The sequence below is a fragment of the Pseudomonas sp. Lb2C2 genome (assembly GCF_052112205.1).
GTDB classification, from domain to species: Bacteria; Pseudomonadota; Gammaproteobacteria; order Pseudomonadales; family Pseudomonadaceae; genus Aquipseudomonas; species Aquipseudomonas kilonensis.
In genome coordinates this window covers 518,235-538,457 of the sequence record NZ_JAUTYW010000006.1, presented here as the reverse complement: position 1 = coordinate 538,457, position 20,223 = coordinate 518,235, and the positions used below count along the sequence as shown (strand labels likewise).

Genomic DNA, 20,223 nt, shown 5'->3' with positions numbered 1-20,223 from the left:
GGCTGCGCAGCAGACCTAAATGGTTAAAGACCAACACCCTGATACACCGAGATGACTGTTTTCAGGGCCGCTTCGCGCCCCAGCGGGGATAAATCCCCTCGCCACAGGGTGTGTATGACCAGCAGATTTCATACCTCTCACGGTTACTCCCTTGACGCCCCCCACCGCTGTCGTAGACTCCGCCCATCCGTCAGGGAGTAACGGTCATGCGACGTTTAAGTAGTTGGGTTGTGGGATTGGCCTTTGTAACGTGCGGGGTCCAGGCGCAAACGCCGGCTTCCGACGATCCGTTGCTTGAGAGCAACGTTTCGGCCAGTGCGTCTGGCAACGAGGCGCGAGGGGTGCTTCGGGCGCGGGATCAGGCGGTGCTGGCCAGTGAGTTGGCCGGGCGGATTGTCGAGTTGCCGTTCAGTGAGGGCGAGTCGTTCAAGAAGGGCGACACCCTGGCGCGTTTCGATTGCTCGGCCTATCAGGCCCAGCTCAATGCGGCCCAGGCGGCCAGCCGTGGGGCCGGCGAAGAGCTGGCGCATAACCGACAGTTGGCGGCGTTGAAGTCTGTCGGGCGGTTTGAAGTGTCGCGGGCCGAGGCCCGGCTCAGCGAGGCCCAGGCGCAGTCCCAGGTGTATCAGGTCCAGGTCAAGCGCTGCAGCGTGATCGCACCCTTCGACGGGCAAGTGGTGGCGCGCAAGGTCCAGCGTTATGAAAGCGTCGCAGCCGGCGCGCCGTTGCTGGATGTGGTCGACAACCGCACTCTGGAGATTCACCTGCTGGTGCCTTCACGCTGGATGGACAGGCTCAAGCCCGGTCAACCCTTTACCTTTGTTCCCGATGAGACCGGCAAGCCGTTGCAGGCGACGGTCAAGCGCTTGGGCGCGCGCATTGACGAGGGCAGCCAGACCTTGCTGCTGGTGGCGAACGTGCCGGATGCCAGCGGCCTGCTGTCGGGCATGAGCGGCACAGCGCGTTTCGCGGAGCCTAAGTGAACGCGCCGATATCGGGCAGCGCCGAGCAGGTGTTTGCCCGCTTCCTCGACCTTGAACGCCAGACCCGGGCCGCACGAACGCCGGCGCAATTGAGCTACAGCCTGGTCAACGACGGCCAGGCGCTGTTCGGGTTTCGCCACGCCGCGTTATTGATCGCCGGCAAGGTCCAGGCCGTGACTGGCGTCAGCACCGTGGAGCCGAATGCGCCGTTCGTGGCGTTTGTCGAGCAGGCCGTGGCGCAGTTGTTCAAGCAGGGGGTGCTGAAGCAGGCCCGGGTGATTGCCGCCGATGGGGTGAGCGAGTCCATCCGGGCAGATTGGCGAAGCCTGTCGGCCGGGCAAGTGTTCTGGCTGCCGTTGATCGATCATCAGGGCCAGGTGTTCGGTGGTTTGTGGCTGGCCCGCGACCTGCCCTGGACCCCGCCCGAACAAGTGCTGCTGTCGCAACTGGGCGACACCTACAGCCATGCGTGGCTGGCGTTGCAACCGCGCAAGCCGTGGCGCCTGCGCTGGACACGCAAGCGCCAGGTTGCCCTGGTGGCGGTGTTGCTGCTGGGCTTGCTGATCCCTGTGCGCCAGTCGGTGTTGGCCCCGGCCGAAGTGGTGCCGCTGGGCGGGCAGGTGGTGGCGGCGCCGTTGGATGGGGTGATCGCCGAATTCCTGGTCAAGCCCAACCAGGCCGTCAAGAACGGCGACCTGCTGTTGCGTTTCGAAAGCACCAGCCTCAAGGCCCAGGCCGATGTGGCCGAGCGTGCGTTGGGCGTGGCCGAGGCGGAACTCAAGGCCAACTCCCAGCGCTCGTTTGCCGACGCGGAGTCGAGTTCGAAGATTGACTTGCTGGCCGCCCGCGTCGAACAGAAACGCGCCGAGCGCAACTACGCCCTTGAACTGCTCAAGCGCAGTGAAGTACGCGCCGAGCGGGACGGCATCGCGGTGTTTGCCGACGCCGAGCGCTGGCTCGGCAAGCCCGTGCAGACCGGCGAGCGGCTGATGGAAATCGCCGATCCGAACCAGGCCGAGTTGCGTATTGAGTTGGCGGTGGGCGACGCGATTGCCCTGGAGCCCGGTGCGCAAGTGGCGTTGTTTCTCGACAGCGACCCGTTGCAGCGACACCTGGCCTGGCTCGAACGTTCGGCCTATGAAGCGCAGCCGACCGCCGCCGGGCAACTGGCGTATCGGTTGGATGCACGTTTCGATGCTCAAGCGCCGCGTATCGGCCTGCGAGGTACAGCGAAGGTCTTCGGCGACCGCGCGCCGCTGGCGTTGTACCTGCTGCGTCGACCACTGGCCGGCCTGCGCCAGAGCGTAGGCCTGTAGCATGGACCTGCCGAGCCTGCGGCCGGACCTGCAATTGTCCCCGGCGGCGCCGGACCCGGACGGTTCGCCGCAGTGGACCTTGGCCGATCCGGTGCGCGGACGCTATTTCAAGCTTGGCGCGGCGGCGATGCGCATGTTGCGACACTGGTCCCTGGGCGATCCGGAACAGGTGTTGCAGGCGGCGAACCGCGAGCCGGGCCTGCCGCTCAATGGCGAATCGCTGGAGCAGTTGCTGGGTTTCTTGCGCGGCCATGATCTGATCAGCGCAATGGACCCGCAACAGCGCGACAGCTATCTCTTCAAGACCGCCGCGCAGCGCCAGAGCCTGTGGCAGATCCTGCTGCACCAATACCTGTTTTTTCGCATTCCGCTGTGGCGCCCGGACGCCTTTCTCAATCGGGCCTGGCCCTGGTTGGCCCGGTTCGGCCCCGGGATCCTGCGCTATGGCTTGCCGCTGACCCTGGGCCTCGGCATCTTCCTGGTGTCGCGGGACTGGCAGCGATTCATCGCGACGTTTCCGCACCTGTTCAGCCTGGGTGGTGCGCTGGCGTTCGGGACGGCATTGCTCTTCGCCAAGCTGTGCCACGAATTCGGCCATGCGTTCATGGCCAAGCGCGCCGGTTGTCGTGTGCAAAGCATGGGCGTGGCGTTCATGGTGCTGTTGCCGATGTTCTACACCGACGTCAGCGACGCCTGGCGGATCAATGATCGTCGCGCGCGGTTGCTGATCGGTGCCGGCGGGGTCTTGGCCGAACTGCTGCTGGCGTGCATCGCGTTGCTGGCCTGGTCGCTGCTGCCCGACGGGCCGGCACGCACCGCTGCGTTCATGCTGGCCAGCGCCACCTGGATCACGACGTTGATCATCAACCTGAACCCCTTCATGCGCTTCGATGGGTATTTCCTGCTCAGTGATTTCTGGGCGGTGGATAACCTTCAGGGCCGTGCGTTCGCCCTGTGCCGCTGGCGCCTGCGCGAAGCCTTGTTCGGTTATGGCGCAGCGGCACCGGAACCCTGGTCGCCGAAGATGCGCCGGCGTTTGCTGGTGTGGGGCTATGGCTCCTGGCTGTGGCGGGCATTGTTGTTTTTCGGGATTGCCCTGGCGGTCTATCACCTGTTCTTCAAGGTGCTGGGCATTTTTCTGATGATGGTGGAATTGGTGTGGTTCATTTTTATGCCCATCGTGAATGAATGGCGGCAATGGTGGAGTCGCCGTGAGCAGGCCCATGGTGCTCGGGTGCTCCTGAGCGGCCTGGTCGTGCTGGCTGTGCTGTTGGTGCTGTTGCTGCCCTGGCGCAGCGCGGTGGAAGTGCCGGCCATGCTCGAGGCCGGGCGCGCCAGTGCCTTGCACGCGCCGGTGGCGGCGCGGGTCAAGCAAGTGAATGTGCGCGACGGTCAGACCGTGGCCCAGGGCGATGTGTTGATTGAGTTGGAGTCGCCGGACATGGCGTCACGCCTGACGATCGTGCGTCGGGAAATCCAGATCCAGCAGTTGCAGATGCGTCGTCAGGCCGGGCGCAGCGAAACCGCCGCCGATGCTGGCATCATCGAACAGCAACTGGCCGAAGCGGTGGCCGAGTACCGGGGCCTGATCGCCCAGCGTGAACGCTTGTTGTTGCGTGCGCCCCATGCGGGCCAGGTGCGCGACTTGTTGCCGCAACTGTCGGTAGGGCGCTGGTTGTCGCCCACGCAGGCGCTGGCGCGGGTGGTGCAGACCGATTCGCGGCTGCGCGGGTACTTGACCGAAGCCGAGCTTTGGCGGGTCGAGCCGGGTGCCACGGGACGGTTCATTGCTGACGATCCGATGCACACCTCGATTGCTGTGCAGTTGAATGAAATCGACACCAACGGCGTGGCTTGGGTCGAACAGCAAGCGTTGACGTCCGACCATCACGGGCCGATTGCGGTGCGCCGCGACTCGCAGCAACGGGCCGAGCCGGTGCAGGCGCAATACGGCGTGCGCCTGAGTGCGGTCGACGAGGCGTCGGCTCCGGTGCAACCGCTGCGCGGCGTGGCGGTGTTGCAGGGCAAGGGCGAGTCGGTATTGGGAGCGGCCTGGCGTCGGTTGGCGGCGTTGGGTGTCAGGGAAAGCGGGTTCTAAGGGGTGAGCATGGATTCAGTGGCGGCAGAGGGATTGGTGGTGCGTCCATCGCGGGTCAGCGATGGGCCGTTCCTGCAGAGCCTGTACCAGGCGGCGCGACCGGACCTGCAATGGATCGATGGCGAGCCTGAGCAGGTGCAGCAGGTGATTGCCCAGCAGTTCCAGGTGCAGGAGCAAGGGTTGGGCGAGAACTTTCCCAACGCCATGCATTACGTCGTGGAAAAACTCGGCACCGCCATCGGTGCCTTGAGCACGGATTTTGGCCCCAATGAGATCCGCGTGCTGTACCTGGCCTTCATCCCCCAGGCACGTGGGCAAGGTTATGGCCGGACGGTGTTGCAGGGGGTGCAGAAAGCCGCGCAACAGATCCGTTGTCCGGTGGCGACCGTGGTCTGGGCCAGCAACCCCCATGCGCGCCGGCACTACCTGGCGCTGGGTTTCGAAGTGCAAGAGCGCAACCCGGCGGCGGAGCGGTTGGTCTGGTATCCGAAAGGCAACTAAACAGTTTCTGACTTGGCACATGTTCAATGTGGGAGCGAGCTTGCTCGCGATGACGGAGGCTCAGCCAGCATAAGTGTTGAATGTGCTGCCGCCATCGCGAGCAAGCTCGCTCCCACAAGAGATCATCGATTTCAGTTAAACGCGATGTAGAAATACCCCAGCGCCGGATCCCGTCCCATGGGCGGTATCCGCGACACGAACACCCCTTCTATCTTGCCCAGCTCCGGGACTTCCAGCCCGCAGAGGCCATCCACGAACGCCGTGCTTTCCAGGCTGTTGAATTCCACGCTGAAGGGCATGCGCTCGGTGTTCGGCATCTTGGCCCGAGGTGTTTCTTCGAGGGTTTCGAAGCGCACCGGCAGGCAACTGCCGTCGGGCAGGGTCAGGCTGCTGGTCTGGCCCAGCAGCGGTTGGAAATGGCGGCTATGAACCTGTTGCAGCATGTCGACACTCCAAAAGGCCGGAGGACCGCAGCCCTCCGGCGGTTCATCAGTTACGGGACGGGAAGTAGCCTTGAAGGGCGATGCTGAAGTTGATTGCCAGGAACGGATTCATGACCGCCATGGGCATGTTGCCGCCCGTGGGGGCGACCGTGCCGTTGACCGTGGTGGTCACGCCTTGCAGCGGCACTGGCGAAGCGCCTATCTGGTCGGAATAGATTGCCGCCGAGCCCGGCCCGGTGCCCGAGGTGCCGATGAACGAGTTGGTGGCCGTGGGCGTATTCACCGGATTGCTGGCCGGGTTGGCCAACTGCAGGGTGGTTGAGGCGGTGATGCCGGTGAGGGCGTGGGTGTGGTTGGGCAGGTTGTTGATCGTGGCGGTGACGTTTTCGGTGCCGGAGATTTCACCGATGACGCGCGGGGTCAGGCCCAGGCCATTGCCTTGGCCCAAGGGCAGGCGCCCTTGCAGGTTGGGCAGCATGAAGGTGGTCTGGCCATTGCCTCCGTATGTCACGCCGATCAGGGCGAACAAGGTCTGGTATTGAGAAAGGGCAAGGGTCTGCCCGTTGCACAACGCCCAATTAGCGGGAGCAAAGTTAAAGGCAAATGACTGGATAGTGCCGATGAATACTTCCATAGATTCCTCATCCTTCAGGTTATTGGTCTTGCAGTGCCCGGACGTGAAGGACAAGAGTGCGATCAGCCCGACTCCTTGATTCCCTGGCCTGGTCACGCACGGCTGAGCGTAGACCGGGATGTTTGATTTTGCCGGGCGAAGCGGGCGGAAAAATGTCGCGACACGGCTTAATCGATTCAGGTTCCCGAGCGTCTCTACCGTCCATCTTTTTTATAGCTTGGAATGAAACTGATATCAAAGTACTACTAGGCGAAGATTGTTTCCTCGGCTACGCTTCGCGGTACAAAGGGACTACAAACAGGTGAAGGGATTGCCGCAGTTTCACTTTATCTCCGGTTTACCGCGCTCAGGCTCGACCCTGCTTTCTGCCATTTTGTTGCAGAACCCGCGTTTTCATGCCGGCATGACCAGTCCCGTCGGCACGCTGTTCAGCAGCGTCCTGCAGCAATGCAGCGCCGGCAGCGAGTTCGGTTCGGTCATCGACACCGATCTGCGCCGCCGCCTTTTGCGTGGTCTCTTCGATTCCTACTACGCCGACAAATCCGACAAGCCGGTCATCTTCGATACAAACCGCCAGTGGTGTGCTCGCTTGCCTGCCCTGCAGGATCTGTTTCCCCAAGCCAAGACCATCGCCTGTGTGCGCAACGTCGCCTGGGTGCTCGACAGCCTGGAGCGGCTCTACCGCGCCAATCCGTTCGAAAACACCAAGCTGTTCAACGACGATGACGAGCGCAACACCGTCTACAGCCGCTGCGAAACCCTGGCCCAGCGCAACCGCCTGGTGGGGTTCGCCTGGACCGCGCTCAAAGAGGCCTACTACGGTGAGAACGCCGAGTCGCTGCTGATCGTTGATTACGATTTGTTGAGCCAGGCCCCGGAGCGGGTGATGCGCCTGGTGTACGAGTTCATCGGCGAACCCTGGTTCGAACACGATTTCAATCACTTGACCTACGACGCGCCGGCCTTCGACCAGGCCCTGGGCGTTGCCGGCTTGCACAAGGTCAAGCCCAAGGTCGCGCCGCAAGCCCGGCGGACCTTGTTGCCGCCGGATCTGTTTGAAAAGTATGCCGAGTTGTCGTTCTGGCGCGATGGGTCCGCAAGCGCCGCCAATGTCATTCGTATGAAAACCGACGCCGCGGTCAGCTGATTGCGGTTTTTTTCATTTGCGTTCAAAAAGTTCGAGTCCAGGTGATCGTCATGTGGTGGAGCAAAGGCAAATCGCGGGTAACCGAGGGCGCACAGGCCCTGGCATCGCCAATGATCATGTCCCTGGAGCCGCGAATGCTGTTCGACGGCGCGGTGGCGGCAACCGTGGCCGACGCCGCGCAACCGGACGCGCAGCCGACCGCTGATGCCGCGAAGGCGCCGACGGCCGACCAGACTTCCGACAACCATGCACCTCAGGGTCAGGCTGACGCCACCGAGGCTGCCGTCCCAGGCAAGTCTGTGGTGTTCGTCGACTCCCGGGTCAAGGATGCCAGCAGCCTTCTACAAGGTGTGGCTCCTGGTACCGATGTGGTGCAACTGGATGCCACCAAAGACGGTTTGCAACAGATCGCCGATTACCTGGACACCCACCAGGGCGTTAGCTCAGTGCAGATCATCGCCCACGGTAACGCCGGTGATTTGTGGCTGGGCAACAGCTACCTGTCGGCGGACAACGTCCAGGCCCGCAGCGACGTGCTCGCGCAGATCGGCCAGGACATGAACGCTGGCGGCGACATCCTGATCTACGGTTGCTACACCGCTGAGGGCGACCGTGGCCTGAGCCTGGTCAACTCGCTGGCGCAGCTCACCGGCCGAGACGTGGCCGCCTCCGACGACCGCACTGGCCTGGGCGGCGACTGGAACCTGGAAATCGCCACCGGCACCATCGAAAGCGCCAACGTGCTCTCGGCCAATGCCATGAGCGAGTACCAATGGGGCCTGGCCACCTGGACTGCCACCAACAACCTCAATTCGGGTATCGGTTCTTTGCGCGCTGCTCTGGATTCTGCCCAGAACGGCGACATCGTCACTTTCAATACCAGCATGACCGTCGCCCTGACCCAGGTGCTGGTGGTCGACAACAACATCACCATCGATGGCGACCTCAATAACGACAACGTCGCCGACGTGACCCTCGACGGTCAGTACCGCACCCAGATCATGCAAGTGACGTCCGGCACCACGGCCACCCTCGATGGCCTGGTGATCACCCGGGGCATGGTGGCAGGCAACGGTGGTAACGGCGGCGACGATGCGCTGGTGTCCCAGGGCGGCGGCATCTACAACGCCGGCACCTTGACCCTGAGAAACGTCACGGTGACCGCGAACGCCGCTTCGGGCGGTGGTGGTGGCGGCGGTGTGACGCCGCAGTACGCCGGTGGTGCCGGTGGCGGCGGTGGCGCGATCACCGGCGGTACCGGTGGCAAGGGCGGCGACACGCTCAACTCCACGGGTTCCAACGGCACGGCCGGACAAGGTGGCGCGGGCGGCGGCTTCTTCAACATTGGCGGGCGTGGCGGTTCCACCACGGGTGGTGCGGGCGGTGCGGCTTATCCAGGCTACAGCACCGGTTCGGCCGGCGGCACGGCCACCAGCGGAGGCTTGTCCATCGGCGGTGGCGGCGGTGGCGATGGTTATGACGACATCGGCGGCGCTGGCGGCGGCGCGGTGGGGGGTATCTACAACGATACCGGCGCGACCCTGCGGATCATCGGCAACTCGACCATTTCCAACAACGTCGGCGCCGGCGGTGGCGGTGGCGGCGGCGGGGCTGGCGGTAGCTATCTCCAGGCGGGTGGTGCGGGCGGTGTCGGTGTCGGTGCCATCTGGAACAAAGGTTCGATCCTTATCACCGCTGCCAACTTCGCCGCCCTGGCCGGTAACGTCGGCGGCAGCGGCGTGGGTGGGACGAGTGCGGGCACCGCGGGTGTTTCGCCGGCGTCGGTGGCCAACGTCTACGGCGATGGCGGTACTATCAACACCAACTATGTGCCGGACGAAACGCCGCCCACCGCGACCGTTGTGGTGGCCAATACCAACCTCAACTCCGGTGGTACATCGACGGTCACCATCACCTTCTCCGAAGCCGTGACCGGCCTTACCGCGGCGGACCTGACGGTGCAGAACGGCAGCGTCGGCACCTTGACCAGTGGCGACGGTGGCATCACCTGGACGGGGACGTTGACTGCGGCCAGTGACATCGCCGACACCACCAACATCATCACCCTGAACAATACCGGCGTGGCCGACCTGGCCGGCAATGCCGGCGTGGGCACCACCGACTCGAACAACTACATCGTCAACGACACCGTGGCGCCCACGGCGTCCATCGTGGTGAGCGACACCGCCCTCAGGATCGGCGAAACCTCCACGGTCACCATCACCTTCTCCGAGGCCGTTTCCGGCTTTACCACGGCCGACATGACGGTGGCCAACGGTACGCTCAGCGGCCTGAGCAGCAGCGACGGTGGCATCACCTGGACGGCCACGCTGACACCGGATGCGGCGATCACCGATACCTCCAATCTCATTGTCCTGAATAACACTGGCGTGGCGGACCTCAATGGCAATGCAGGCGTTGGGACGACCAACTCCAACAACTACGCCGTCGACACGCAACGCCCGACCGCCACCATCGTGGTGTCTGACACCGCGCTGCGCGTCGGTGAAACCTCCGTGGTGACCATCACCTTCACCGAGGCCGTGAGTGGTTTCACCACCGCCGACCTGACGGTCGCCAATGGCACGGTCACCGGCCTGAGCAGCAGCGACGGTGGTATCACCTGGACCGGGACGCTCACACCCAGTGCCAGCGTCAGCGACACCAGCAACCTGATCACCCTGGATAACACCGGCATTGCGGACTCGGCGGGCAACGCCGGTAGTGGGACCACCGACTCCAACAATTACGCCGTCGACACGTTGCGTCCGACCGCCACCATCGTGGTGGCCGATACCGCGCTGAACATCGGCGAAACCTCGCTGGTGACGATTACCTTCAGCGAGGCCGTCACGGGTTTCACCTTGGCGGACCTGACCGTTGCCAACGGCTCCTTGAGCGGCCTGAGCAGCAGCGACGGCGGCATCACCTGGACCGCGACGCTCACCCCGAGCGCCAGCGTCACCGACGCTACCAACCTGATCATCCTGGCCAATACCGGTGTGGCGGACGCGGCGGGCAACACCGGCAGCGGCACCACCAGCTCCAACAACTATGCGGTCGACACGCAGCGTCCGACGGCGACTATCGTCGTGGCCGACAATGCCCTGAGCGTCGGCGAAACCTCCCTGGTGACCATCACTTTCAACGAAGCGGTGACAGGCTTTACCACCGCCGACCTGACGGTCGCCAACGGCACGGTCACCGGCCTGAGCAGCGGCGACGGCGGCATCACCTGGACCGGGACGCTCACGCCAAGCGCCAGCACCAGCGACACCAGCAACCTCATCACCCTGGATAACACCGGCGTGGCTGACGCGGCGGGCAACGCTGGCAGCGGCACCACCGATTCCAATAACTACGCCATCGACACCGCACGTCCGACCGCCACCATCGTGGTCGCCGACACGGCCATCGCCATTGGCGAAACATCGGTGGTGACGATCACCTTCAGCGAGGCGGTGACCGGTTTTACCCTGGCGGACCTGAGCGTCACCAACGGCAGCCTGAGCGGCCTGAGCACCAGTGACAACATCACCTACACCGCGACCTTCACACCGAGCGCGGGTGTCAGCGATGCCACCAACCTGATCACGCTCAATAACACGGGCGTAGTGGACGGCGCGGGCAATACCGGCAGCGGCACCACCGATTCCAACAACTACGCCGTCGACACCCTGCGTCCTACCGCCACCATCGTGGTCGCCGACACGGCGCTGAGCGTCGGCGAAACCTCGCTGGTGACCATTACCTTCTCCGAGGCGGTCAGCGGCTTCGACAATTCGGACCTGAGCATCGCCAACGGCACGCTGAGTGCGGTCAGCAGCAGTGATGGCGGCATCACCTGGACCGCCACCTTCACCCCGGCCCTCGGGGTCAGCGACACGTCCAACCTCATTGTCCTGAACAACACCGGGGTCAACGATGGGGCGGGCAACACCGGCAGCGGCACCACCAACTCCAACAACTACCAGGTCGACACCAACGTGCCGACGGCGACCATCGTGATTGCCGATACCACGTTGAGCATCGGCGAAACCTCGGTGGTCACCGTGGCGTTCAACTCGGCGGTCAGCGGGTTCGACAACGCGGACTTGACCGTCAGCAACGGTACGCTCAGCACCATGAGCAGCACCGACGGTGGCGTCACCTGGACGGCCACATTCACGCCGAGCGTTAGCATTTCCGATACCAGCAACGTGATCACCCTGGACAACACCGGCTTGATCAACGGCGCGGGCAACGCGGGTGTTGGCACCACCGATTCCAACAACTACGCCGTCGATACGGTGCGCCCAACCGCGACCATCGTCGTGGCCGACACCGCCATCGCCGCCGGCGAGACCTCGCTGGTGACCATCACCTTCAGCGAGGCGGTGACGGCGTTCACCAGTGCTGATCTGACGGTCGCCAACGGCGTGATCTCCGGGCTGAGCAGCAGCGACGGCGGCATCACCTGGACCGCGACCTTCACGCCGACCGGTGGCGTCACGGACACCAGCAACGTCATCTCGCTCAACAGCGGCAGCATCGTTGACCTGGCGGGCAACCTCAATGTCGGCGGCACCGACTCCAACAACTACGCGCTGGACACCGAACGTCCGACCGCAACGATCGTGCTGGCCGACTCCAACCTCAGTGTCGGTGAGACCTCGTTGGTGACCATCACCTTCAGCGAGGCGGTCAGCGGTTTCGACAATTCGGACCTGAGCGTTGCCAACGGCACACTCAGCGCTGTCAGCAGCAGCGATGGTGGCCTGACCTGGACGGCGGTGTTTACCCCGACCCTTGGCGTGCGAGACGCGACCAACCTGATCACCCTGAACAACACCGGCGTGAATGACGCGGCGGGCAATACCGGCACCGGCACGACCAACTCGGCCAACTACGCGATCGACACCCAGGTGCCGACGGCCACCATCGTGGTGGCCGATACGTCCCTGAGCATCGGTGAAACCAGCCAGGTGACCATCACCTTCAACGAAGCGGTGAGCGGTTTCGACAACAGCGACCTGAGCATAAGCAACGGTACACTGAGCAACGTGTCGTCCTCCGACGGCGGCGTCACCTGGACGGCCACGTTCACACCGAGTGCGAGCATTGCCGATACCAGCAACCTGATTACCCTGGACAATACCGGTGTCATCAACGTCTCAGGCAACGCCGGCGTCGGCACCACCGATTCGAACAACTACGCCATCGACACCGTGCGCCCAACGGCGACCATCGTCGTGGCCGACACCGCCATTGCCGCGGGTGAAACTTCGCTGGTGACCATCACCTTCAACGAGGCCGTGACCGGCTTCACCGCCGCCGACCTGACTGTCGCCAACGGTACGCTCAGCGGGTTGAGCAGCAGTGACGGCGGCATCACCTGGACAGCTACTTTCACGCCTGCCGCTGGCATCACCGACACCAGCAATGTCATTACCCTTGCCAACAGCGGCGTCGCCGACCTGGCGGGCAACGCCGGCAGCGGCACCACCGATTCGAACAACTACAGCGTCGACAGCCAGCGTCCGACCGCCACCATCGTGCTGAGCGATTCGGTGTTGAAACCGGGTGAAACCGCGCAGGTGACCATCACCTTCAGCGAGGCAGTGACCGGTTTCAGCAACGCTGACCTGAGCGTTGCCAACGGCACTCTGAGCGCCGTCAGCAGCAGCGATGGCGGCCTGACCTGGACCGCGACCTTCACGCCGACCCTGGGAGTGACCGACACCACCAACCTGATCACCCTGGACAATACCGGCGTGAGCGACGCGGCCGGCAATACCGGGACAGGCACCACCGATTCGGCCAATTATGTGGTCGAGACGCAGGTACCGACGGCCACGATCGTGGTGGCCGACAGTGCGCTGCAGATAGGGGAAACCTCGCAGGTCACTATTACGTTCTCGGAAGCGGTGAGCGGTTTCGACAACAGCGACTTGACCATCAGCAACGGCACGCTCAGCAATGTGTCGTCCACCGACGGCGGCGTCACCTGGACGGCCACGTTCACGCCGAGCGCGAGCATTTCCGACACCAGCAATCTGATCAGCCTGGACACCAGCGGCGTGGTAAACGCCTCGGGCAACAGCGGTGTCGGCGTGGTGGACTCCAACAACTACGCGATCGACACGGTTCGCCCTGGCGCCACCATCACCGTGGGCGATACCAGCCTGGGCATCGGCCAGAGCACCACCGTGACCATCAGCTTCACCGAGGCGGTGTCCGGTTTCGACTTGTCGGATCTCAGTGTCGCCAATGGCGTGTTGTCCAACCTTGCCAGCAGCGACGGTGGCCTGACCTGGACCGCGACCCTGACGCCGACTGCCGGCGTCAACGATGCCACCAACCTGATCCTGCTCGACGCCAGCAATGTGCAGGACCTGGCCGGCAACGCCGGCGTGGGCATCGCGATTTCCGCCAACTATGCACTCGACGCCACCCGGCCGACGGCAACCATCGTGGTCGCTGACCCGAACCTGACAGTGGGCGAGACGACCCAGGTGACTTTCACTTTCAGCGAAGCGGTGACGGATTTTGACCTGTCGGACCTCAGCGTCACCAACGGTGAACTGAGCAACCTGACCACCAGCGATGGCGGCAAGACCTGGACCGCAACGTTTACACCGACGGTAAACCTCACCGACCCGAGCAACTTCATTGCCCTGGACACCAGCAACGTCAGCGACCTGACGGGCAACGCCGGGGCCAGCGTGGCGGTGTCCAACAACTATGCGATCGACACCGTGGTGCCCAACGATGTGAAGCCGCCGCCGGAGTTCCTGACTTCCGACCCGGTCACGGTTATCCCGCCGTCCGAGGTGCCGCTGCAACCGATCGTCTTTACCCCGCCGACCGGCAACCTGGGCTCGCCGCTGGGCTTCCCACCGCTGTTCGAGCAACGGGACGTGGGCGGGGGCCTGCGGCCGATTGGGGATATTTTCATCAACCATGGCGCATTGGCACCGAGCTATATCGCCCAGGTTTTCAGCAGTGACGCCGCCGGCGATGGCAGTGGCCAAGGGTTCCTGGGCTTTGGTGGGGGCGATGGCGGGGTGTTCGGCAGCAGCACGCTTTCGACCCTGTTCGGCCAGGACTCTGCTTCCGAGGGCGAATCGATGGAGGCCTTCGGCAACCAGTCGATGCAGGGCGGCGATGCGTCCCAAGGGCTGCGCGGGATGTTCGGGGCGCCCACCCTGGGTCAGCAGCTGCAACAGCTCAAGGACACTGAACAACGTCAGGTCGATAACCTGGCAACCGCGTTACGACAGGTCGGCATCAGCCAAGTGCAGGCCTGAATTCTAAAAAATATTGGGGCAGCCAGGGGCAATCCAGGGAATGAATAGAAGTCAGAAGTTATTCGGTATGAGTGTGCTGGCGTTGGTGGTGAGTGGATGCGCGGTCACCAGTGATCCGATCGAGCGTAGCATCAGCGAACAGCGCGCTCGAACCGACCTGCAGAATATGTACAAGGATCAGGAGCCGCTCAGCGGCCCACTGACCCTGCACCAGGCCATGGCCCGGGCAGTGAAGTACAACCTCGAAGGCCGCTTGAAGATCATGGAGGAAGCCCTGGCCAAGCGTCAGTTGGACCTGGCCAGTTTCGACATGCTGCCGCGCATGGCCCTGGACGCCGGCTACGTGGGCCGTAACAACGTCAGTGCTTCCAGCAGCCAGAGCGTGGAAACCGGTACCCAGTCCCTGGAGCCGTCGACCTCCCAGGACCGCGACCGCGAGGTGGCGGACCTGACCATGGTCTGGAACGTGCTCGATTTCGGCGTGAGCTACATCAGCGCCAAGCAGGCCGGGGACCAGCGGTTGATCGTGCAGGAGCGCCGGCGCAAGGTGATCAACACCATCGTCCAGGACGTGCGTTCGGCCTACTGGCGCGCCATGGCAGCCGAGCGCCTGCTCAAGCAGATCGATAGCCTGATGGTTCGGGTCGAAGCGGCGCGTGACAACAGCCAGAGCATGAGCGAACAGCGCATCGGTGACCCGGTGCAGGCGTTGGGTTACCAGCGCTCGCTGATCCAGGCCACCCGCCAGCTGGAAGAGCAGCGCCGGGCGCTGTCCCTGGCCAAGACCGAACTGGCGACCTTGATCAACCTGCCCTTGGGTACCGAGCTGACCCTGGCGACCCAGGATGAATACACCATCCCGGAACTCAAGGTCGACCTGGCCCGTCTCGAACAGGAAGCCCTGGCCAGCCGTCCGGAACTGCGCGAGCAGGATTACCAGACCCGCATCACCGCCGCCGAAACCCGCAAAGCCATGCTGCGCCTGCTGCCGGGGCTGGAGTTTTCCGCCGGCGGGCATTACGACAGCAACTCGTTCCTGGTGGAGCAGGGCTGGGCCGACTATGGCGTGAAAGTCACCTGGAACCTGTTCAACGTGATTTCCGCCCCGGCGGCCATCGACGTGGCCAAGGCCGGTGAAGAAGTGGCGTCGGCGCGGCGCCAGGCGATGTCGATTGCTGTGCTGGCGCAGTTGTACGTCGCCAATGCCAACTATCGCGAAGCGTTGCGCCAGTTCAAGACCAGCCAGCAACTGTCAGACATCGACGGGCAGATTGTCGGTCAGCTGCGCAGCCGTCACCAGGCTGCCGGCATCGGTGAGCTGGACCTGATTCAGGGCGAACTGAACACCCTGCAGGCCGATCTGCGCCGGGACCTGGCCTACGCCGACCTGCGCAACGCTTACGGGCAGATTTTTGCCAGTGCCGGTCTCGATCCGCTGCCAAACGAAGTGCAATCGACCGAAGTCCAGTCGATCGCCACGGCACTGGCCAACCGCGAAGCGGCCTGGGCCCAGGGCGATATCACGGTGCCGACGACGGCCGCGGTGACTCAATAACCGGGCGTTGGCATGACGCGCCCGGCGTTTTCCCGGCTGCCGGCGGCGGTGAACCTGCCGTTGCTGCTGCAGGCACTGGCGGCCATTGAAGACGAGCGTTGGCAGGGGCATTTCAACAGTGCCTATTACAGCGGCGACTGGAGCGGAGTGGCGCTGATTTCGGCGGCCGATGCCGTCACCGAGCTGTCGCCCGGGTACGGCCAGCCGCTGCACCGCGCGCCTTGGTCGACGGATGGCCGCTGGCATGAAGCGTTGCGCGACTGGCCCCTGGAAATCGTCTCGGCCCGGCTGCTGCGGCTAGGGCCCGGCGGGTGCATCCACGAACATCGCGATTATGACCTGGGCGGGCCGGACGCTGACCTGCGCCTGCACGTGCCGTTGCTCAGTTCGCCTGGCGTGGACTTCTTCCTGGACGGGCAAATCATTCCGATGGCGGCGGGCGAGTGCTGGTTCCTCGACCTGGCGCGGCCTCATCGGGTTGTGAATCGAAGTGCTCATTCGCGGGTTCATCTGGTACTCGATTGTCGTCCCGGGCCGTGGCTGGCCCAGCAGATTGCCGATGGTCTGCCGACCACACCCGCCGCGGGCGTCGGGCCAAGCGACTTTGTCCGTTTTCAGCAGTACGTTGAAAGGGATCCGCATCTCGCCCGAACCTTGCAGAACCTGCATGCGCCGGACGCTTTCATTGACTCCGCCCTGGCGCTGGGGGCCGAACAAGGGCTTCATTTCACCCGGGAAGAATTGCGGGCTGCGATGCGCACTGGCCGCCAGCAGTGGAGAGACCAGTGGAAGACCTGAACCTGCACGGCTGGCTGCCGATCCGCGTGTGGCAGGAGGCCGGGCAATGGCGGGTCGATTGGTGCTGGTTTGGCGACGCGCGACTGTCGCAGCCATTCTTCGGCGACGCCGTGGAAGACGCCCTGCGCTTGCCCTTCAACCAGGCGTTCCGTCGGCAGACACCCTTGGACGTGCTCGGTCAGTGGCAACGACAAAGCCCGGGCCTGGCGCCCAGTGCGTTCATTTTCCATGCCTCCCGCTGCGGCTCGACCTTGATCAGCCAGATGCTCGCCCGACTGGACGATCACATCGTCATTTCGGAACCACCGCCCCTGGATACGTTGCTGCGCAGTGATCTGCCGCCTGCCGAGCGGTGCGTGGCGCTCAAGGGCTTGATGTCGGCCTATGGGCAGCGCCGCCGAGGCGTGGAGCAACGGCTGGTGGTCAAGCTCGATGCCTGGAACATCGGTGAGCTGGCGCTGTTGCGAGAATGTTTTCCCGACACGCCCTGGCTGTTCCTGTACCGCGACCCCTTGGAAATCGCCGTCTCCCACCTGCGGCGTCCCGGCATGCACATGGTGCCGGGGATGATCGGGACGAGTGTCCTGGACGATGATTTGCCCTTCAGTAGCCCGGAAGATTTCATCTCGCGCCGGGTGGGGCGGTTGTTGGCGACGGGTTTGGAACACTGTCAGGTATTGGGTGCAATGGCGGTCAACTACACCGAACTGCCCGAGGCGATGGCGGGCCGGCTGGCGGCGTTTTTCCGGCTCGATGAGGAGCAAGGCAGGCAAGTGTTCGCGGCAGTGGGGCAGCATGCCAAGCAACCGGCGCAGGCGTTTGTTGGCGATAGCGAGGACAAACGCCGGGAGGCTTCGGCGTTGTTGCGTGAACGGGTGCTGCGCTGGGCGCAGGGGCCTTATGACGCGTTGAAGTCATTGCCGCTGTAACACGCTTTTGTGGCGAGGGAGCTTGCTCCCGCTGGGCTGCGCAGCGGCCCCAAGCTTTTGCGGTTGCTGCGCAACCGAGCGGGAGCAAGCTCCCTCGCCACAGGGAAATGCTCGCTCCGCGGATCAAGCCTTGTTGGGCGACAACTCCGCCATCCCCTTGAGCAATTCAATCGGCAAGGGGAAGACGATGGTGGAGCTTTTATCCCCGGCAATCGAGCCCAGTGTCTGCATGTAGCGCAACTGCATGGCACCTGGCTGGCGGCCGAGCATTTCGGCGGCCTGCATGAGTTTTTCCGAGGCTTGCAGCTCGCCTTCGGCGTGGATTACCTTGGCCCGGCGTTCCCGCTCGGCTTCGGCTTGGCGGGCGATGGCGCGGATCATCGATTCGTTGAGGTCCACGTGCTTGATCTCGACGTTCGCCACCTTGATGCCCCAGGCGTCGGTCTGGGCGTCGAGCACCTGCTGGATGTCGCCGTTCAATTGCTCGCGCTCGGCCAGCAGTTGGTCCAGGTCATGCTTGCCGAGGACCGCGCGCAAGGTGGTCTGGGCCAGTTGGCTGGTGGCCATGAGGAAATTTTCGACCTGGATGATGGCTTTCTGTGGATCGAGCACGCGGAAATACAGCACCGCGTTGACCTTCACCGAGACGTTGTCGCGGGTGATCACGTCCTGGGGCGGTACATCGAGGACAATGGTGCGCAGGTCGACACGGATCATCTGCTGAACCACTGGGATCAGCAGGATCAACCCAGGCCCCTTGACCTGCCAGAACCGACCGAGCTGGAACACCACCGCCCGTTCGTATTCACGCAGGATCCGGAATGTCGAAGCCGCCAACGCGATCAACAGCAACAACAGCATCGTAAAACCGATTTGCATACCCATCTCAGACTCCTTGCGAATCAGCGGGGGCCACTTCCAGCAGCAGACCCTTGCGGGTGATGACACGCACCGCTTGCCCAGACCGCAGCGGCGTCGCGCTTGCCACCTGCCAGCGTTCGCCTTCCAACTGGACCCAGCCATGATGATGATTGCCGGCCTGCAACGCGGTCACCGTCGTGACGCTACCCAACAGCGCGGCATCGCCGCTGACCGGTTGGCGCGGTCGTGTTTTCAACGCACGGACCAACAGGACGATCAGCAGCACGGCACTGACCAGGCCCAGGCCGAGCATCAGCGGAGCCGGTACATCGGCGTTGGTCAAGATGACCGCGCCAATCACACACAGGACAATCCCACCCAGCCCCGCGACGCCATAATTGGGCAGGGCCGCCTCGAAGACCAGCAAGGCCACGCCAACGGCAACCAGCCAGAAACCCAGGGGATCGGTGCCTGGCAGCACGAGGCCATCGGCGCCGAACGCAGGCCCGCTGATCGCCAGCAGCGCAACCGTCAACCAGTGAATGTTCACAGGACCCTCCGCAACGTGTATTCGTCGGGACGTTATTCAAAGTCTAGTCGAGTCGTGGGTTGATTGAATTTTGATCAGTCTGGCGGTCATTCAGGGCTAGACTGCGGGAAAGCACCCAATCACCCGTCTTATCCTCAGGAGCCTCCCATGGAATCCCCGATCCACAGCCTGCCCGCGCTGTTCAAACAATTGGGCCTGTCTGATGCCGCCGTTGATATCGACAAATTCATCGCGACTCATTCCCCTCTCAAGCCTGAACTTCACTTGGCTGATGCGTACTTCTGGAATGAGGGCCAGCGGCAAATGCTGCGCGACGAGATCCTCGAAGATGCGGACTGGGCGGAAGTGATAGACCAGTTGGATGTGTTGTTGCGCAAGGGGCGTAGCGAGTGATGCACAAGACCTTTGGGGATAAACTATTATTCTTTATGGTTATTAATAAATAGCTTCTTATTCCTTAAATAATATAGCTCTCCTCCCTATACTCCTCCGGGAACAGACACGCAGGAGAGCACCCATGCGCAACGAATCGATTCGCTACCTGATTGTGCCGGGCTGGCAAGGATCGCCGGAAAATCATTGGCAAACCCACTGGCAGAACAGCCTGCCCAACAGTGCCAGGGTCGAGCAGGCCGACTGGGTCACGCCTCGACGTGAAGACTGGGTCGCGGCGCTGGCCGAGGCCGTGGCCGCCGACAGCACACCAGTGATCCTGATTGCCCATAGCCTGGGTTGCATCACGGTGGCCCATTGGGCCGCCACCGCGCCTGTGCAGTTTCTGCGGCAGGTGCGTGGGGCGTTGCTGGTGGCGCCGGCGGATGTCGAACGGCCGGCCTGCGCCCCGGCGCTGCGCAACTTCGCGCCGATTCCCACTGATCTGTTGCCGTTCCCAAGCCAAGTGGTCAGCTCCGACAACGACGCCGCCGTGAGTGCCCCGCGCGCCCTGGAGCTGGCGCGCAACTGGGGCGCCGAGGCCGGGATCCTGGCGGGAGCGGGGCATATCAACGTGAAGTCCGGCCACCAGCGCTGGGAGCAGGGTTTCGCTTACCTCTATCGTCTGCAAAACCGCATGGAGCATCACGCCCTGCGCCGCGCCTGAATTTTAGCGCCCCCCGTCTC

The 20,223-nt window shown here is 63.6% G+C and carries 15 protein-coding genes; 11 read left to right on the top strand and 4 right to left on the bottom strand.

Annotation, left to right across the window (positions count from 1 at the left end):
- Window positions 1–206: 206 nt before the first annotated feature.
- From Q7F16_RS21020 to Q7F16_RS21005, 4 genes are read left to right on the top strand one after another with little or no spacing between them, the layout of a single operon-like run.
- Window positions 207–983, top strand: a complete 777-nt coding sequence (locus Q7F16_RS21020) for an efflux RND transporter periplasmic adaptor subunit (RefSeq protein WP_186652541.1) — start codon at window positions 207–209, stop codon at window positions 981–983.
- Window positions 980–2,299, top strand: coding sequence for an efflux RND transporter periplasmic adaptor subunit (locus Q7F16_RS21015; RefSeq protein ID WP_014335977.1), 1,320 nt, complete (start codon window positions 980–982; stop codon window positions 2,297–2,299). The genes Q7F16_RS21020 and Q7F16_RS21015 overlap by 4 nt, the downstream gene beginning before the upstream one ends.
- A 1-nt stretch (window position 2,300) precedes the next feature.
- The gene (locus Q7F16_RS21010; protein WP_256454037.1) at window positions 2,301–4,397 is read left to right on the top strand and encodes a biotin/lipoyl-binding protein; all 2,097 of its coding nucleotides are present in this window, start codon (window positions 2,301–2,303) and stop codon (window positions 4,395–4,397) included.
- Between the two features lie 9 nt (window positions 4,398–4,406).
- A complete protein-coding gene (locus tag Q7F16_RS21005) occupies window positions 4,407–4,898 on the top strand; it encodes a GNAT family N-acetyltransferase (RefSeq protein ID WP_041475653.1) in 492 nt (163 codons plus the stop codon).
- 131 nt (window positions 4,899–5,029) lie between these two features.
- Here Q7F16_RS21005 and Q7F16_RS21000 read toward each other — a convergent pair whose 3' ends face one another.
- The gene (locus Q7F16_RS21000; protein WP_046065229.1) at window positions 5,030–5,341 is read right to left on the bottom strand and encodes a DUF6916 family protein; all 312 of its coding nucleotides are present in this window, start codon (window positions 5,339–5,341) and stop codon (window positions 5,030–5,032) included.
- Window positions 5,342–5,387: 46 nt separating this feature from the next.
- Window positions 5,388–5,975: a phage tail protein gene (locus tag Q7F16_RS20995; protein WP_046065230.1), complete on the bottom strand. Its 588-nt coding sequence runs from the start codon at window positions 5,973–5,975 to the stop codon at window positions 5,388–5,390.
- 301 nt (window positions 5,976–6,276) lie between these two features.
- Here Q7F16_RS20995 and Q7F16_RS20990 point away from each other — a divergent pair, with 301 nt between their 5' ends.
- From Q7F16_RS20990 to Q7F16_RS20970, 5 genes are read left to right on the top strand one after another with little or no spacing between them, the layout of a single operon-like run.
- Complete coding sequence (locus Q7F16_RS20990; protein ID WP_014335982.1) at window positions 6,277–7,122, top strand: sulfotransferase family protein; 846 nt, start codon at window positions 6,277–6,279, stop codon at window positions 7,120–7,122.
- A 50-nt stretch (window positions 7,123–7,172) separates the two neighbouring features.
- The gene (locus tag Q7F16_RS20985) at window positions 7,173–14,411 is read left to right on the top strand and encodes an Ig-like domain-containing protein (RefSeq protein ID WP_409556855.1); all 7,239 of its coding nucleotides are present in this window, start codon (window positions 7,173–7,175) and stop codon (window positions 14,409–14,411) included.
- 40 nt (window positions 14,412–14,451) lie between these two features.
- Window positions 14,452–15,966, top strand: a complete 1,515-nt coding sequence (locus Q7F16_RS20980) for a TolC family protein (RefSeq protein ID WP_079301500.1) — start codon at window positions 14,452–14,454, stop codon at window positions 15,964–15,966.
- Window positions 15,967–15,978: 12 nt separating this feature from the next.
- The gene (locus tag Q7F16_RS20975) at window positions 15,979–16,764 is read left to right on the top strand and encodes an aspartyl/asparaginyl beta-hydroxylase domain-containing protein (RefSeq protein WP_409556856.1); all 786 of its coding nucleotides are present in this window, start codon (window positions 15,979–15,981) and stop codon (window positions 16,762–16,764) included.
- On the top strand, window positions 16,752–17,693 hold the full coding sequence (locus tag Q7F16_RS20970; protein ID WP_409556857.1) for a sulfotransferase family protein: 942 nt from the start codon (window positions 16,752–16,754) through the stop codon (window positions 17,691–17,693). The genes Q7F16_RS20975 and Q7F16_RS20970 overlap by 13 nt, the downstream gene beginning before the upstream one ends.
- A 123-nt stretch (window positions 17,694–17,816) precedes the next feature.
- On the opposite strand, the gene Q7F16_RS20965 is transcribed toward Q7F16_RS20970, so the two are convergent.
- Complete coding sequence (locus tag Q7F16_RS20965) at window positions 17,817–18,578, bottom strand: slipin family protein (protein WP_003196596.1); 762 nt, start codon at window positions 18,576–18,578, stop codon at window positions 17,817–17,819.
- Window position 18,579: 1 nt separating this feature from the next.
- Entirely contained in the window at window positions 18,580–19,104 is a 525-nt protein-coding gene (locus Q7F16_RS20960) for an NfeD family protein (RefSeq protein WP_046065235.1), read from the bottom strand.
- A 147-nt stretch (window positions 19,105–19,251) separates the two neighbouring features.
- On the opposite strand from Q7F16_RS20960, the gene Q7F16_RS20955 reads away from it, so the two are divergent.
- Complete coding sequence (locus Q7F16_RS20955) at window positions 19,252–19,497, top strand: DUF2789 domain-containing protein (RefSeq protein ID WP_079301497.1); 246 nt, start codon at window positions 19,252–19,254, stop codon at window positions 19,495–19,497.
- A gap of 124 nt (window positions 19,498–19,621) precedes the next feature.
- Window positions 19,622–20,203, top strand: coding sequence for an alpha/beta hydrolase (locus tag Q7F16_RS20950; protein ID WP_003196600.1), 582 nt, complete (start codon window positions 19,622–19,624; stop codon window positions 20,201–20,203).
- The last annotated feature ends 20 nt before the right edge of the window (window positions 20,204–20,223 follow it).

Bases quoted from the DNA above. Each gene is read 5' to 3' on its own strand.
- Q7F16_RS20975 (WP_409556856.1), top strand. From the start codon at position 15,979: ATGACGCGCCCGGCGTTTTCCCGGCTGCCGGCGGCGGTGAACCTGCCG.
- Q7F16_RS20965 (WP_003196596.1), bottom strand. From the start codon at position 18,578: ATGGGTATGCAAATCGGTTTTACGATGCTGTTGTTGCTGTTGATCGCG.
- Q7F16_RS20995 (WP_046065230.1), bottom strand. From the start codon at position 5,975: ATGGAAGTATTCATCGGCACTATCCAGTCATTTGCCTTTAACTTTGCT.
- Q7F16_RS20950 (WP_003196600.1), top strand. From the start codon at position 19,622: ATGCGCAACGAATCGATTCGCTACCTGATTGTGCCGGGCTGGCAAGGA.
- Q7F16_RS20980 (WP_079301500.1), top strand. From the start codon at position 14,452: ATGAATAGAAGTCAGAAGTTATTCGGTATGAGTGTGCTGGCGTTGGTG.
- Q7F16_RS21000 (WP_046065229.1), bottom strand. From the start codon at position 5,341: ATGCTGCAACAGGTTCATAGCCGCCATTTCCAACCGCTGCTGGGCCAG.
- Q7F16_RS21010 (WP_256454037.1), top strand. From the start codon at position 2,301: ATGGACCTGCCGAGCCTGCGGCCGGACCTGCAATTGTCCCCGGCGGCG.
- Q7F16_RS21005 (WP_041475653.1), top strand. From the start codon at position 4,407: ATGGATTCAGTGGCGGCAGAGGGATTGGTGGTGCGTCCATCGCGGGTC.
- Q7F16_RS21020 (WP_186652541.1), top strand. From the start codon at position 207: ATGCGACGTTTAAGTAGTTGGGTTGTGGGATTGGCCTTTGTAACGTGC.
- Q7F16_RS20955 (WP_079301497.1), top strand. From the start codon at position 19,252: ATGGAATCCCCGATCCACAGCCTGCCCGCGCTGTTCAAACAATTGGGC.
- Q7F16_RS20985 (WP_409556855.1), top strand. From the start codon at position 7,173: ATGTGGTGGAGCAAAGGCAAATCGCGGGTAACCGAGGGCGCACAGGCC.